A 15596-nucleotide genomic window follows, 5' to 3' on the forward strand; every position below is an offset into this window, starting at 1 on the left:
TATTTTGTCTAGTTTTAATTATGTTTCTACAAGCAAATTTATACAATTAAGTTATACAATTAAGTCGTACAATTTAATTGTATAAATTCAACTATCAATCAAATCTGAGGTATGTATGCTAACAGCATTAGTAACTGGAGGTGCTGGATTTATCGGTGCAAATTTTATTCTTTTAGCTCGAAAAAATCAGTGGTTAAACATAATTAATTTAGACAAACTAACCTATGCTAGTAACTTAGAAAATTTGGCGGAGTTAAAAGGCGATCGCAACTATCATTTTGTGCAAGGCGATATTAGTAACATTGAATTAGTGAGTTATTTGTTAAATCAATATCAACCTGATATAATTATTAACTTTGCAGCCGAAAGTCATGTTGATCGTTCTATTTTTAATCCGCAAGTATTTATTCAAACTAATGTAGTTGGTACATTTAATTTACTAGAAGTCAGTCGATTTTATTGGCAAAAACTCTCACCGCAAAAACAGCAACAATTTCGGTTTTTGCATATATCAACAGATGAAGTATACGGTTCACTTCAGCCTGATGAACCTGCTTTTCGAGAAGATACACCCTACGCGCCTAATAGTCCTTACGCAGCGTCTAAAGCCGCAGCGTATCATTTTGTGCGGGCATACTATCACACATATAAATTGCCTACTTTAACTACAAATTGCTCAAATAACTATGGAATGCGCCAGTTTCCAGAAAAACTTATTCCTCTAACTATCTTGAATGCTTTAGATGGTAAGTCATTACCAATATATGGTGATGGGCAAAATATACGAGATTGGCTTTATGTTATCGACCATTGTGAGGCTATATATTCAGTTCTCCAACAGGGAAAAATTGGGGAAACCTATAATATTGGTGGACTGAACGAACAAACAAATTTAACAGTTGTAAACAAAATCTGTGCGATACTTGATGAATTAGTACCAAAACCTAATTTTTCCTATTCCTCTTTGATAAATTTTGTTCCAGACCGCCCTGGACATGACCGAAGATATGCAATTGATTGTAGTAAAATCAGGCGTGATTTAGGTTGGCAACCTAAAGAAAACTTTGATAGTGGTTTAAGAAAAACAGTGCAATGGTATCTTGATAATTCAGATTGGGTCAATCAAGTACGTTCAGCAACTTACCAAAACTGGTTGAAACAAAACTACGAAAATCGCAAATGAAAGGAATTATTTTAGCGGGTGGCTTTGGTACTCGTCTTTATCCCATAAATAATGTTGTAAGTAAACAACTAATGCCAATTTATGACAAGCCGATGATTTATTATCCCTTGTCTGTATTAATGTTGGCAGGAATCCGCGAAATTTTAATTATTTCTACACCAAATGATTTGCCATTATTACAAGAACTTTTAAAAGATGGTAGTCAATGGGGTTTGCAGTTTAGTTACATTGAGCAGCCTTATCCCGAAGGTTTGGCTCATGCTTTTATTTTAGGAAAGGACTTTATAGATAATCAACCAGTCTGCTTAATTTTGGGTGACAATTTATTTTATGGTAACGGTTTAAGAGAAGTGTTACTAAGAGCCGCACAACTAAAAGAAGGTGGACTTATTTTTGGCTATCAGGTAAAAGATCCGCGGCCTTATGGCGTGATTGAATTTGATGCGGATGGTTGGGTAACAGGAATAGAAGAAAAACCTGCATTACCTAAATCTAAATATGTCATTCCTGGGATTTATTTTTATGATGCTCAAATTGCAGAAATAGCAGCTAATCTCCAACCTTCGGCGCGGAATGAACTAGAAATAACTGATGTGAATATGGCTTATTTAAAGCAAGGAAAATTAAGAGTTGAGCTTTTAGGTAGAGGATATGCTTGGTTAGATGCAGGAACTCATGAATCTTTACATCAAGCCGCTAATTTTATCCAAACCTTAGAAGAACGGCAAGGATTAAAAATAGCTTGTATTGAAGAAATTGCCTACAATCAAGGCTATATAGATGCTAATCAACTCAAAGAATTAATTAAACCAATGGCTAAAAGTAGCTATGGTCAATATTTAATCTCAATTTTAGAAGACGATTATCTCATTGCTAGAAAAAGACCACAATGTTTCATTAATTCTCATTAAAAACTCCGTGTACCTCCGCGTAAACTTAGCGCACCTCTGCGTTTAAATTTTAGTCAACAGTACTCACCTTTGGCGGTAAAAGATAAATCAACCCTGATATTAAAGTTAAAACAACCGAAATCCAAAAGGCAATTAATGATGGAGTGTGCCATTCTGATGATAAAGGTGCAATCAAAAATGCGATCGCCACTATTTGACTCACCGTTTTCAGCTTACCCCAAATATTCGCCCCAGTAATTGTCGTTTGATTAACTCGCCAACCTGCGATCGCTAATTCTCGCGCTAAAATTAAAAACACTCCCCAAGCTGGAACTTTCCCTAACTCAATCAATACCATCAACGGCGCAAGCACCAAAAATTTATCGACTAAAGGATCTAAAAATTTGCCTAAATCACTAACTTGGTTGAGTTTCCGCGCTAAATATCCATCTAACCAGTCAGTTAACGCCGCCACAAGAAAAATCGCTAAACATATCCATCTAGCCTGAGAAGTAGGATTATACAAACCATAAAGCAGAAATGGGACACCGAGAAGGCGAGAAAAAGTAATCCAGTTGGGTAAAGTCATCATTTAGGTTTGAGGAATTATTTATAACTTTAACCAACCAAATAATTGCCCCAATGTCAAATGTAAATCACTAACTAAATCGGGAACTGGCAATATATCTTGTTAGTTATCTAAATATATTATTTGCTGGTGAGGTGGATAAACTAAAACACAATATTCTTCTGGATCAATTAACCAACCTAAGCTAGTACCATGATTTAAACAATGTAAAATTTTTTTAGTAACTTTGGTTGTACTTTGTTCAGGAGAGAGAATTTCAATTGTCCAATCTGGGTGTATATTAAAAACATTAGCAATATTACCTTTTTCATCTACAGGAATGCGTTTCCAAGCAAATACCGCCACATCTGGAACAGTTGAACTTCCACCAAAGGTACAGCGTAATTCTGGAAAAGCTAAGGCGATTTTTTGGGGTTTGACTACACTATTAATTGTAGTTGCCAATTCACCTTGAATTCTACTATGTTTATCTTGAGGCATAGGTTTTTGAATTATTTCGCCATCAATAAATTCACTTGCTGGTTTAGTTTATGGTAATTGTAAAAATTCTTCTAAAGATATCTGGCGAGTTGGTGTTTTAATCATAATATTTACCTGCACGTATTTAAACTGGAGTTTAGCGTAAATCAATTGATTTGTTGCTGAAAGATTGCAGATAGTAAACAGGGCGTGAGGGTCATTTACATGGCATGATCTGTATTTTGAGATCATCCAAAACAATAGTATGACTGACAATATAAATTTTCGCATTGAGCGCGACTCAATGGGCGATCGCCAAATTTCTAGTAGCGTTTATTACGGTATTCAAACTTTACGGGCTACAGAAAACTTCCCTATCAGTGGCATCAAGCCCTTGCCTACTTACGTAGATGCTTGCTTAATAATTAAAAAAGCTACCGCAATTGTTAACGGTGAATTAGGTTGTATTTCCCAAGATATTAGTCAAGCAATTGTCAAAGCAGCTGATGAAATCCTTGCAGGACAATTACGCGACCAGTTTGTTGTCGATGTTTATCAAGCTGGTGCTGGGACTTCGCACCACATGAATGTTAACGAAGTGCTGGCGAATCTGGCGTTAGAAATTCTCGGTGATGAAAAAGGTAATTACAAAAAAGTTAATCCTAACGACCATGTGAACTATGGCCAGTCTACCAATGATGTCATCCCGACAGCCATTCGGATTGGTGGTTTATTAGCATTGACTCATACATTACACCCAGCTTTAGAAAAAGCGATCGCTGCCTTAGAAAGCAAAGCGGTAGAATTTCAAGATATCGTCAAATCTGGCAGAACCCACATGCAAGACGCTGTACCTGTGCGTTTGGGTGATACTTTTGCGGCTTGGGCGCAAATCCTCTCAGACCACCAAAACCGCATCTATACAGCATCTGGAGATTTGATGGTGCTGGGTTTGGGTGGTAGTGCATCTGGTACAGGGATGAATACCCATCCTTTGTATCGCGCCCGTGTGGTGGAAGTTCTTTCAGAATTACTGAATATGCCTTTAGAACCTGCACCTCAGCTAATGGCAGCTATGCAGAGTATGGCACCGTTTGTCAATGTTTCTGGTGCTTTACGCAACTTAGCACAGGATTTAGTCAAAATATCTCACGATTTGCGGTTGATGGACTCTGGGCCGAAAACTGGTTTGAAAGAAATTCAACTTCCGCCAGTGCAACCAGGTTCCTCGATTATGCCAGGAAAATATAATCCAGTTATGGCAGAGATGACATCGATGGTGTGTTTCCAGGTGATGGGTTACGACAGTGCGATCGCACTTGCCGCCCAAGCGGGACAATTAGAATTGAACGTGATGATGCCGTTGATTGCTTATGATCTGATTCACAGCATTGAAATTCTGGGCAATACCATCGCCGTGCTGACAGAACGCTGTATTCAAAATATTACTGCCAACAAAGAACGGTGTTTAGCCTACGCCGAAGGTAGTTTAGCTTTAGTCACTGCACTCAATACTCACATTGGCTATCTCAATGCTGCGGAAGTCGCCAAAGAATCCTTAGCTAGTGGTAAATCTTTACGACAGATTGTTTTAGAAAAAGGGTTGATGACTGAGGCGGAATTAGCTGAAGTGTTAAATCTAGAACAGATGAGTAGTATTGTACCCTTGAGGAAAGAATCTTAAAGTCATAAGAAGCGATCGCCTGACATTGCAGATTTTCTCCAAGGGCGATCGCTTGCTTTAAAGCTATGACTATTAGTTTAAGACACTTGTAGCTACCGGAATATACGGCTTAGTATTTCTACGAAAATCATCTAGATTTCCTCCTAAACGTCTCTGGAATTGACTTACAACTTCCCAATATTCTCTAACTGATTTGTACATTAGTAGAGTAAATTCTTGATCACTTATGCTCTGAACATAATTTTTAGCTTCTTCAAATGATTTACTAGTAATATTCTTTAATACTTCATCGAAAGAAAGAGTAGGATCTTTAATTTTAAGTATATTTGGCAGGGCTTCACGCATTTTTTCAATACCTCTACTTTTAAATGCTTTTTGTTCTGGTAAGTGAGCAGAAAGTGCTTTGAAAGAATTCGTAATTTCTGGTGATGCCTCAACTAAATTAGGCCATATCTGCTTAAATTCTCGAAATTCTATCATAGCCATACTTTTGCCTACCACATACTGGTCATCCCAGTTAACATCATCAACAGGCTGATGATTTGTACTATTATTACGCTGACAACTTCCTGTTGCTTGTTTATTTGTTTTTAGGTCTGAAGCTTTAATTATAAAAGTATGAGTTTTACTATTTAATAAATCGCTATTTGATACATCTCCAATCAAATATTCTTTGTGAGCATTAAAACTTAATTTCCATTGAATATTATATGTATTGACAAGGCTCCTTGTATGGCAAGAAGGAATGTGTACATACTTCCAAGCATACTTATTATCAGGTTGATAAATAGTAAATATTCCAGTATATTCTGTATCATTTATCAACAGCAATTTTCCTTCTTGTTTAGAGCTAATTAAGCTATTTTCGACTGCTTTAGCTTGAAGTGTAATGCTTGCTGTAATTAGAAAAGTGGCAATTAGTGGTAAAACTTTAATAGCTGGCATAATTACTCCTAAATTCCGTATATTTTTACCTTCAAATTTTGTTTTGCGAATTTAACGTTAGTGTTAAGTATATTTATTATTTTCCTTATAATCGTGTATGTGCTGAGAGCTATCTAATAATATTTCATCCAAATTTAACTTCCATAGATTCATAAATGGATACCCATTTTCAATTCCAGCTACAGCAATTGAATTCCAATTGAGGCTAAATTTAGCACAATAAATTATTTGTTCTTTATTATTTCCTTGAATACTATGTAATAATTTACCTTTTATACTCCATATTTCTACAGATTGATCAGCCCTAATTGAAGCAATTAGAGTATTGTCAGGGCTAAAGCTTATACTAAGTATTTTATTTTTAGATTTTCCTTGAAGAGTTTGTGGGAAGTCACCATTTACATTCCAAATTTGGATTTTATCAATACAATTTGTGGCAATTAATTTATTATCATTGCTAAAAATGACATCTATACATTCAACACCTTCAAGGCTAAAAATTGAATTAAACTTATCTTTAATATGCCACAATTGCACGTATCTATTATTTTTATTAATAGAGGCAAGCATCGTACCATCAGGGCTAAATATTACTATATCTACGTTGCTAGTTTCTTCTAAATATATATTAGAATTTGAGTAATTCCACAATTTAATAGTTCCATCAGTACTGGCAGATACAATCATCTTATTTTTATAGTTAAAATCTATGCTTTTAATAGCATTTTTATGAATAGGAAAATCTTTGTGGTATTCAAACTGATTGCTAAAATTATTATTTATGTTCCAAATTTCTATATTTCCATTTTGTTTTGCTATTGCTATAACTTGACCATTTTGGCTAAATTTAGCATCAATAATATCAACACCGCAATTATCAAAATCGCAGACTTGCAATAGTTGTCCGTGACAATTCCAAAGATTGATAGTTCTGTCTTCACTTGTAACTATTTTTTTACCATCTAAACTAAAATTAAGGTTAGAAATTACTTTGGAGTGTCCCTTAAACTTATCTTTGCAATGCCAGAGCTTTACATTTTCATCTTGACTACAGGAGACAAGTGTGCTGCTATCAGGGCTGAATCTCACCTTCTTTACAACATTTTCATGCCCTTTTAAAGTTTTATAAAAAGTCCCATCTTTTTGCCAAACCTTAATAGTACCATTTTGTCCAGCAGATACAATTTTTTCACCATCAGGACTGAAAGCAATATATTTAATCCCTTCTTGGTATGCTTTAAATACTTCGATATGTTGCCCTATTTCATAACTTTTTTCATCAACACTCCAGATAATAAAAGTATCATCCAAACTACCTGTCACTAAAGTTTTATCCGTAGGACTAAAGCTTAACGATGAAACGTAATTTTTATGTAGTTGTTCTAAATTTTTAATAAATTCACCTTTTCGAGTCCAGAGCTTGACTGTTTTGTCTTTACTAGTAGAAGCAACAATCTGACCGTTTGGACTGAAAGTAACATCTATGACCTCATCTTCATGTCCTTTAAGAGTCTTTAAAACTTTTCCCATTTTGCTCCAAAGCTTAACAGTTTTATCGATGCTTCCAGAGGCAATTATTTTACCATCAGGACTAAAGCTTATAGTTAAAACTCCATGTTTATGTTTATCAAATGTTTTAAGTAGTTTCCATTCTTGTGTAATTGTTTCTTTCTCCCACAGTTTAATAGTATTATCCGTACTGGCAGAGGCCAAAATTTTGCCGTCCGGGCTAAAACTGACATCTGTGACATACTTTTGATGTCCGTCATGCCCATCTAGAGTTTGAATTAAATTTCCATCCCGCTTCCAAAGTTTAATAGTGTTATCATAACTAGCTGAAGCAATAATTTGATTATCTAGACTATATGTAACACTAGAAACATGGTCTTGGTGTTCATCAAAACTATTAAATTCTGCAACTTCATTAAATATCTGCCCAAATGTAATTAAAAATCGAAATTTTATCTCAGTACTAATTTCTGGTGTTTTTTGCAATAGTTTTCCTGCTTCTACCAGTTTCACCAAAGCATCAAGCCTTTTGTTTGAAATAAAAAGTGTCTGTGAGTATGCAGTATAAGTAGTAATAACTTGCTCTACTTGTTCTCGCTTTAGGTGATCGCTGTATTTTATACTTGCTTGAATAAAGTCTTCTGTAGCTTTGTCTAATTGTTTGATAGTATTGTTTTCTTTTAGTTCCAAAACTTGGTTTAACTTATAACCTGTCCACAACTCACTAATAGCTTTATCTTTATTATTCTCTTGATTTTCATCATTTTTTACCCTATACCAAATTTTTGCAGCTTCAATTAATTGTCTTTTTAATATCAAAATTTCTTTATGCTTTTGAATCCAATCTTGTAACTTTGACCAATATTTAATCAATGCTTCATGGGCAATCTCTATAGTATCTCTTAAATGAGGATCATTTGAATGCCCACTAACTAATAAACCATTATTAATTAACTTGTTAATAATTTTAATTTCTTCATCATCAAATGATGCTTTACTTTCCCTTTTACTGACGGGTATATCATCTGAAGTAATCGTAACCAATTTTATAAAAATTTGCTCGACTTTTTCTGCTTTAACTTGTTTATTTTTTTCATCTTTATCTTTGGTAATTTTTTCATATATTCTTTCAGCTTCCTTTTGTAACGCGCCTCCTACACCACCTAAATTGATGTAGGTTTTCTGATTCAATTCACCATCTAACAAATCCTTCTTATCCAATTCGGTTCGCCATAGCAAATCAAGAGTATATTGCAGAAGAGTTAAAGAAGTTTGTGATTGTCCCCAAAAATCTTTAATAATTTGCGCGATTAAATCTTCCTCAACTTTTACACCATGTCTAGCAGCAGGATTTTTAATTACTAATCTCAATTCTCTATCAGTCATATCTAATACGTTACGGATATGACTCTGGGTTATGGATAGAAAGTCAGAATAAGCACCCAAGTGAGAGTAAAAATCATTACGCATTGCCAAGATAATTTTTACCTTGTGATTCTGAATATCAATCAAATTAACTAAATTTTCAATAAACTTACTTCGTTTTTCTTCTTGAGTTTGAGTAAAAATCTCTTCAAATTGGTCGATAAATATTAAGCCAAAACCATCGTTATTTTTTTTTATTTCTTCAATAATTTTTACTATGATTTTCCCTTCAGGATATATACTCATTTGTTCAACAAGTTGCTTAATTTGCTCTTCAGCTTCTTCATATTCTTCTCTATTATCCGAAAGAAATATACCTATCTTGGAAGCAAATGAGTTAAATGGATCTTTATCGGGAACAAAACAAAGTTTAAATAAATATTTACCTTTACCACAAATTTCAGGAATAATACCAGCTTGAACCAATGATGATTTTCCACTTCCTGAAGCTCCTAAAATAAAAAGTATGTGATTTTCTTCTAAATAATTAGTTAAGTCTTGAATCAGCTTTTTTCTACCGTAAAATCTATCCGAATCTTCAGGTTCAAATCTTGCTAATCCCTTATATGGTGAGCGAGGTAGTTTTTCTTCTTTAAATTCCCTCAGCGGTTCTTCTTCAGGATCATTACCATAATATCTATTGTGTGTTTCATTAATTATTACAGTTCCTTGATTCTCACCAACAACGCCTTGAACACCTCCACTAATATGGGTTTGATTATCTCTTGGTTTCTCATTCATACTTACAGCAGTTTTTGTTAACATGAGATATGTTCGTTACAGGTTTGGAGCAGGAGGTAGGAGGTCAATTTTTTATATCTGCTTATTTTGCTCCCTGAGTTTTGTACCTCGCTGGCTCGCAAACTACTGTACATATTAACTTTAATAAATAGTTATTTCCCCATGTTCACAGTACCCGGATTACTGCCGACAACACCTTGAGTACCGCCAGAAATATTAATGTTATACTTACCAGTTGCAGCACCTTCTGGATCATTTAATTCATTAACTTTTTTAGCTGCTTCAAGAATTTCCTTATCTTTATCAGCCCCTAACTCAGTTAAACTTTCTTTCAACGCGCCCTCATAGCTTTTATGGTTTTTTTCATATTTATCTAAGATGCCTTTTGCTGTGGAGTCACTGTCAAACTTGCGCTTAATTAATTCTTTTAATCCTTGATAAGCATCTTTAACTGCCTGACCTGCTGTTGTGGCAGCGCCAGCAACTAACGCAGCCAAAATCACAGAAATTGCTGATTCAGCCATAGCTTGAAACTCCCTCGTTTTCTATTTTTGTAGATGTAAGCAAAATTAACCTATGCACTTTTACGACAAAAAATGAACAGAATACCTGGAAACTGGTTAGTAACTGAACGAAAAGCGATCCCACTTAGCAAATATTTTTGAAAATCTGCACTAACCTAATTTGAGTCATGCGATCACCATCTTCATAAAAATTTATGAAACCTAACGTTAGTCTCAGCAATGTGGTGATTTAGTAGTACAGCACCTCCAACTTGGATAGAAGTGGAGCGTCTTGTCATTAGACATCGCTCAATGTTTCTTTAATTTGCACATATTGAAATGTGTCAATTAACAAACATCATTCTTGCATAACTAATTCTAAAAAATACTTAGAAAAAGATGAATCTGCCAAAAATCTCTCTTGAGGCAGATGCTGATTTTGCTTATAAATAAAAGATAAATTATATAACTACAAGAAAATAACACTAATTTCCGCATTTTTGTGAAACTAAAGTGATAAATACTATGTTTAAGCTTTTATGGGAGAAATTCAATATCATGTAAGGTGTTGTCCAACATTCACACCCTACTGTCTCCTATCCCATCTTCAAGGCAATTATTTACCTATGCAGACATACAAGTCATCAGTCAGCTTAATTAGGGCTACATCTTACGAAAGCGCAGCTTTACGGGAATCCTTAATTACTTTGCTAGAACCCCTGGGAGGAATAGCAGCTTTTGTCAAACCAGGACAAAAGGTATTACTCAAGCCGAATCTTCTCACAGGCGCACGTCCTACTAAAGAATGTACTACCCGTGCTGAACTGGTTTCCGAAGTTGCCAAAATGGTTATCGAAGCTGGTGGTAAACCGTTTTTAGGCGATAGTCCCGCTTTTGGGAGTGCGAAGGGAGTCGCCATTGCGAATGGTTATCTACCTTTAATTCAAGAACTCAATCTTCCCATCGTCGAATTTCATGGTCAGCGTTACCAAACAGTCAGCGAAAATTTCAACCATTTGCTACTGTGCAAAGAGGCGATGGAAGCTGATGTAATTATTAATTTGCCCAAAGTTAAATCACATCTGCAATTGACTTTAACAATGGGCGTGAAAAATTTATTTGGTTGCGTTCCCGGTAAGATGAAAGCTTGGTGGCACATGGAAGCTGGGAAAGATGCTAACCGTTTTGGAGAGATGTTAGTAGAAACGGCTAAAACAATCAACCCAGATTTAACAATTTTAGATGGCATTATTGGTCATGAAGGCAATGGCCCTAGTGGTGGAGAACCTCGGAATTTAGGCATTTTAGCCGCAGCATCAAATGTATTTGCTTTAGATAGGGCGATATTAGAAATTCTCAATGTTTCGCCTCAGCAAGTTCCAACTGTTGCTGCTTCCCAAAGACTTGGGATTTGTCCTGAACTAGATGAAATTGAATTTCCGCTGTTACATCCTGATTTATTACAAATCTCAGATTGGCGCTTACCAGATAAGTTAATGCCAATTGATTTTGCTATGCCCCGCGTGATCAAGTCTACGTTTAAACACCTTTACATTCGATTTATCAAGGAACCGATGAATACATATAGCAGAGGTTAGTTTAAATGGGCAATTTTAGAGAATCAGTAAGTGCAAATTCGGCTACAGCAACTCTAAAATTCCCAGAGTAATCTTTAATTACCCTCCGATTGCTTAACCAGACAACCGCCATCATTTATTGGCGGTTTTTTATGTAATGAATTTGTCATCAAACTTTGATTTATTTAATAGTCGTAAATCAGAAATATTTGGCGATCGCCTGCTCTAATTCTTAAGGTATTTGTACTCTACCTATGTATAGATTGACAAACCCAAAGTAATGTTACATAACACTAGTATAGTAAATTAACAAATTTATTTTTCGTGTGATTACTGAATTTGGAATTACTAGTCAGTGAATATGTCTATGCTGATTGAGAGTATATTTTTATCTGCTCATTTAATCATGATTAGCCAATTTTAATTGGTTGCTTGTTATGCTGAGTGGCATAGTAAAAATCATCAAAGTCTTCAGTAATATTTCGGTAGACTTTGCTTGTGAGTAAAATTATCTAAACTCTAAAATCAGCCTGGATCGAGTATTTGCAGATGTTATAATGAAAGCAATTGCTCTAATATAAGTTAATAATTTATATCAGCACAAAAGAAAAAATGTAGTTTTTGATGCAATTTATTAACCTCTGCTTAACCAAAAGATGGCAAATCATAGCAAGAGACTGTAACATAATATTCACTTAGATAATTCCGAAATGTTTTTCTTGAACTTTGTATCAATCTTGTCGGAGATAAAATTATTGTTATGACACCTGCCAAACTGATTCACTTTTTTGACTGCTACACAGTAGTCAGTAAAAAATCGCTAAAATGGCATCAAGAATCTCTCCGAGAGATAAAACTTATCAAGTGAGTTGAAGAAGTTCAAATTTGTATGGATTCAAATAGTCAGTCTGCTAACCCTACCGCTACATATTCCCATCGTTTGGCAGACCTTGTGGGAACCGCGATTGCTCTGTTAACTTTAACGCTACCTCTATTTGTCATCGCTCATTATTCATCCAATGATGTACCCAATAATCAGCAACCCCTGACATATCAACTGCATAAAAGCTCGGAGTAAACTGCACTTACTTTAGTTAATCATCCTAAAAAAAGCGTCGCTAGTATTTCAAGCGGCGCTTTTTCAATTTATTACAAAGCAATTTCAGCTTGCATCACAGTTGAGTCACTCGTAGGTTGAAGATGAAAACCGAGTTTCTCACAAACTCGTTGCATTCCGTTATTATCACTCAGGATGTTGGCTGTAACCCGGCCAATGTTTTCTTGACGACCAACTTGTAGTAACCGCCGGACTAGTTCTGTGCCTAAACCTTGACATTGATAGCGATCGCTCACAATCATAGCGAATTCCGCTGCATCGGTACCGTGCAGTTTACTTAATCGCCCAACTGCCAAAATCTGCTTTGTTTTTGTTTGTGGATTTTGGTGTTCTGCTACCAGCGCCATTTCGCGGTCATAATCAATAAAGCAAATGCGCGTGAGTCGTTCGTGAGTAATGCGCTGACTCAGCTTAATCAAGTGGAAGTAACGAAAATAAACGCTTTCTTCTGATAGCGTCTGGTGAAACTGCACCATCAATGGTTCATCTTCTGGGCGAATGGGACGAATGGTAACTGACATACCGTTTTTCATTGCCCACTCGCTAATGTATTGGCTGGGATAAGGACGAATGGCTAATTTTGGTAGTTGCTGTTCTTGAATATCTGGGGTGTGCAGAACAATGCGCCCATCCAAAGCAATCAATCCTCCAGAGTTTAAAGCAGTTGGAGGAATTGCCAGCAACGGGTTGATATCTATTTCTTTAATCCACGGTTGTTCTACTACCAGCTGGCTAAATGCCACCATCAATTGTTCCAGGGCTGCCATATCAATACTTTGCCGTCCCCGCACACCTTTGAGGGCTTTGTAAATTTTGGTGTGTTCCATCATCCGCCGCGCTAAAGTTGTGTTTAGTGGAGGCAGAGCGATCGCTCGATCCTGAAATACTTCTACTAGTTGCCCCCCTGTACCAAATAACAGCACTGGCCCAAATTGGGGATCAAGACTACTGCCAATAATCAGTTCGTAGCCGTCGGTTTTGACCATTGGCTGTACTGTTACGCCGAGGAAGAGTGCTGAGTTTTGAGTTTTTAGTGCTGAGTAGTGAGGGTCTTTTGCTATTTTTTCTTCAATGGAGGATTTGATGGTGCGATAGGCTTGTCTGACTGCTTCCGCATCCCGAAGATTTAACTGCACACCGCCGACATCGGTTTTATGAGTAATTACGTGTGAATATAGTTTGACAACTACCGGATAGCCAATACTATCAGCGCATTTAACCGCCTCATCCTCACTTTTAGCTACACAAGTTGGTACAACTGGGATGCCATAGGCTGCTAATATTTGCTTAGATTCAAACTCTGTCAGGATTGTTCGCCCGTCTTGACGAGCAGCGGAAATAATTTTGGTGACTAAGTTGCGGTCTGGTATACCTGAGTTGGGATCAACCGCAGGTAAAACAGGGGTTTCGTAGATACCACGCAAGTTGTAGCTAGACTGCCACATATAACTAAATACCCGCGCCGCCGTATCGGGATAGCGATAAGTAGGAATAGATTGACGATTGAGAATCGTTTCACCAGCCGTAACTTCTGCACCACCCATCCAACTAGCGAGAATTGGTTTACCGGGGATTTTGGCGTAAGTTTTCAATTTTTCGGCGGTTTGGGTGGGGTCTGTCATGGCTTGGGGTGTGAGAATTACCAACAAGCCATCACTATTGGGATCATTTGCCGCAATTTCTAAAGCTTGGGTATAACGTTGGGGATCAGCATCTCCCAAAATATCAATTGGGTTGTTGTGGCTCCAGTGAGTGGGGAGGATTTTGTCAAAAGATGCGATCGCCTCTTCGGAAATTGCTGTTAGTTCACCACCAGCCTCAATCAAAGCATCGGTCGCCAAGACTCCCGGCCCGCCTGCGTTGGTTAAAATAGTCAAGCGCGGCCCCTTGGGACGTGGCTGTTTTGCTAATACCTCCGCCACATCAAATAGGTCAGAAATACTATTAACCCGCAACACCCCACAACGCCGGAAAGCTGCATCTAACACCGCATCACTCTCCGCCAACGCGCCTGTATGGGAAGCTGCGGCTTTGGCAGCTGCTTCTGTACGCCCCGCTTTAATCACAATAATTGGCTTGGTGAGGGCAACTTCTCGCGCGGCGGAGATGAAAGACCGTGCATCACCAATAGATTCCATGTAAATCACAATACTTTTGGTGTGGGGGTCATCACCGAGATAGTAAATCAAATCACCCCAACCCACATCTAACATTGAACCGATGGAAACAAAGGCACTAAAACCGACGTTTTCCTGAAAACTCCAATCTAGAATCGCCGTACACAGCGCCCCACTTTGACTAATAAAGCCGACATTTCCCGGACGCGCCATTGCACTGGCAAAGGTCGCATTTAAGCCACTTAGGGGACTCATTACCCCCAAGCAGTTCGGGCCAATGATGCGAATATTCCCGCGACGGGCTTGTGTCAGAATTTCTTGTTCTAAGGCGATGCCGGCTGCACCAGCTTCTTTAAAACCCGCAGAGATGACGATCGCACTTTTCACCCCTGCATCGACACATTCAGCAATTATTCCTGGAACTGTGGGTGCTGGTGTGGCAATTACAGCCAAATCAATGGCTTCGGGGATATCGGCAATTTTGGGATAAGCTTTAATACCCAAAACACTGTGGCGCTTGGGATTGACAGGAAAAACAGTCCCCCCAAAGGGATTCGTGATTAAGTTCCAGAGGAGAGTGCGTCCTACGCTACCAGGTGTTTCACTAGCACCAATCACAGCTACAGTCTTTGGTGCAAAAATAGCATCAAGAGGATTAAGCTTCTCTGCCTGCAAGATATCAAAGGCGCGATCGCTTGTGGGCTTGAGAGATTTCTGCATCAATCCTCCTTAGTAATAGTGCTGAGTAATGAATGAATTTTTCGCCAGAAAACGAACAATTAAGGTTTAAAACCCTTACCCGCTATACCCGGTCTCAATAGACAATCTTTGTGTGTAAGTCATATTTTGTTTTCAGT

10 protein-coding genes and 1 pseudogene are annotated in these 15596 nt (G+C 37.2%); 5 read left to right on the forward strand and 6 right to left on the reverse strand.

The annotated features are described in order from the left end of the window. Positions 1–115: 115 nt before the first annotated feature. Positions 116–1183, forward strand: a complete 1068-nt coding sequence (rfbB, locus tag NCWK1_RS21960; RefSeq protein ID WP_103126174.1) for a dTDP-glucose 4,6-dehydratase — start codon at positions 116–118, stop codon at positions 1181–1183. Beyond that, entirely contained in the window at positions 1180–2094 is a 915-nt protein-coding gene (rfbA, locus tag NCWK1_RS21965; RefSeq protein WP_103126175.1) for a glucose-1-phosphate thymidylyltransferase RfbA, read from the forward strand. The genes rfbB and rfbA overlap by 4 nt, the downstream gene beginning before the upstream one ends. 49 nt (positions 2095–2143) lie before the next feature. On the opposite strand, the gene pgsA is transcribed toward rfbA, so the two are convergent. Then, positions 2144–2662, reverse strand: a complete 519-nt coding sequence (pgsA, locus tag NCWK1_RS21970) for a CDP-diacylglycerol--glycerol-3-phosphate 3-phosphatidyltransferase (protein WP_103126176.1) — start codon at positions 2660–2662, stop codon at positions 2144–2146. Positions 2663–2683: 21 nt separating this feature from the next. Further along, positions 2684–3247, reverse strand: a pseudogene (locus tag NCWK1_RS21975) (Uma2 family endonuclease). Between the two features lie 139 nt (positions 3248–3386). Here NCWK1_RS21975 and NCWK1_RS21980 point away from each other — a divergent pair. Beyond that, positions 3387–4805, forward strand: a complete 1419-nt coding sequence (locus NCWK1_RS21980; protein WP_103126177.1) for an aspartate ammonia-lyase — start codon at positions 3387–3389, stop codon at positions 4803–4805. A 72-nt stretch (positions 4806–4877) separates the two neighbouring features. Here NCWK1_RS21980 and NCWK1_RS21985 read toward each other — a convergent pair whose 3' ends face one another. The 3 genes from NCWK1_RS21985 to NCWK1_RS21995 all read right to left on the reverse strand — a co-directional run bounded on the left by NCWK1_RS21985 (position 4878) and on the right by NCWK1_RS21995 (position 9949). Beyond that, positions 4878–5750, reverse strand: coding sequence for a hypothetical protein (locus NCWK1_RS21985; RefSeq protein ID WP_103126178.1), 873 nt, complete (start codon positions 5748–5750; stop codon positions 4878–4880). A gap of 63 nt (positions 5751–5813) precedes the next feature. Continuing rightward, positions 5814–9449, reverse strand: coding sequence for an nSTAND1 domain-containing NTPase (locus NCWK1_RS21990; protein WP_103126179.1), 3636 nt, complete (start codon positions 9447–9449; stop codon positions 5814–5816). A gap of 128 nt (positions 9450–9577) precedes the next feature. Next, positions 9578–9949 carry a hypothetical protein gene (locus tag NCWK1_RS21995; protein ID WP_103126180.1) on the reverse strand — a complete coding sequence of 124 codons (372 nt, stop codon included), beginning with the start codon at positions 9947–9949 and terminating at the stop codon, positions 9578–9580. A 605-nt stretch (positions 9950–10554) separates the two neighbouring features. On the opposite strand from NCWK1_RS21995, the gene NCWK1_RS22000 reads away from it, so the two are divergent. Then, positions 10555–11526 carry an Npun_F2552 family protein gene (locus NCWK1_RS22000; protein ID WP_103126181.1) on the forward strand — a complete coding sequence of 324 codons (972 nt, stop codon included), beginning with the start codon at positions 10555–10557 and terminating at the stop codon, positions 11524–11526. 868 nt (positions 11527–12394) lie between these two features. After that, a complete protein-coding gene (locus tag NCWK1_RS22005) occupies positions 12395–12583 on the forward strand; it encodes a TLTLP motif-containing protein (RefSeq protein ID WP_096577507.1) in 189 nt (62 codons plus the stop codon). A gap of 71 nt (positions 12584–12654) precedes the next feature. Here NCWK1_RS22005 and NCWK1_RS22010 read toward each other — a convergent pair whose 3' ends face one another. Beyond that, positions 12655–15459 (reverse strand): bifunctional acetate--CoA ligase family protein/GNAT family N-acetyltransferase, encoded by a 2805-nt coding sequence (locus NCWK1_RS22010; protein ID WP_103126182.1) that lies wholly within the window; start codon positions 15457–15459, stop codon positions 12655–12657. Positions 15460–15596: the final 137 nt, after the last annotated feature.

Origin of the sequence: Nostoc cycadae WK-1 (assembly GCF_002897135.1) — a bacterium.
In the GTDB taxonomy this organism is placed as follows: domain Bacteria; phylum Cyanobacteriota; class Cyanobacteriia; order Cyanobacteriales; family Nostocaceae; genus Nostoc_B.

Coding starts and splice junctions, on each gene's coding strand:
- rfbB (WP_103126174.1), top strand. CDS start 116: ATGCTAACAGCATTAGTAACTGGAGGTGCTGGATTTATCGGTGCAAAT.
- pgsA (WP_103126176.1), bottom strand. CDS start 2,662: ATGACTTTACCCAACTGGATTACTTTTTCTCGCCTTCTCGGTGTCCCA.
- NCWK1_RS21985 (WP_103126178.1), bottom strand. CDS start 5,750: ATGCCAGCTATTAAAGTTTTACCACTAATTGCCACTTTTCTAATTACA.
- rfbA (WP_103126175.1), top strand. CDS start 1,180: ATGAAAGGAATTATTTTAGCGGGTGGCTTTGGTACTCGTCTTTATCCC.
- NCWK1_RS22000 (WP_103126181.1), top strand. CDS start 10,555: ATGCAGACATACAAGTCATCAGTCAGCTTAATTAGGGCTACATCTTAC.
- NCWK1_RS21990 (WP_103126179.1), bottom strand. CDS start 9,449: ATGTTAACAAAAACTGCTGTAAGTATGAATGAGAAACCAAGAGATAAT.
- NCWK1_RS22010 (WP_103126182.1), bottom strand. CDS start 15,459: ATGCAGAAATCTCTCAAGCCCACAAGCGATCGCGCCTTTGATATCTTG.
- NCWK1_RS21995 (WP_103126180.1), bottom strand. CDS start 9,949: ATGGCTGAATCAGCAATTTCTGTGATTTTGGCTGCGTTAGTTGCTGGC.
- NCWK1_RS22005 (WP_096577507.1), top strand. CDS start 12,395: ATGGATTCAAATAGTCAGTCTGCTAACCCTACCGCTACATATTCCCAT.
- NCWK1_RS21980 (WP_103126177.1), top strand. CDS start 3,387: ATGACTGACAATATAAATTTTCGCATTGAGCGCGACTCAATGGGCGAT.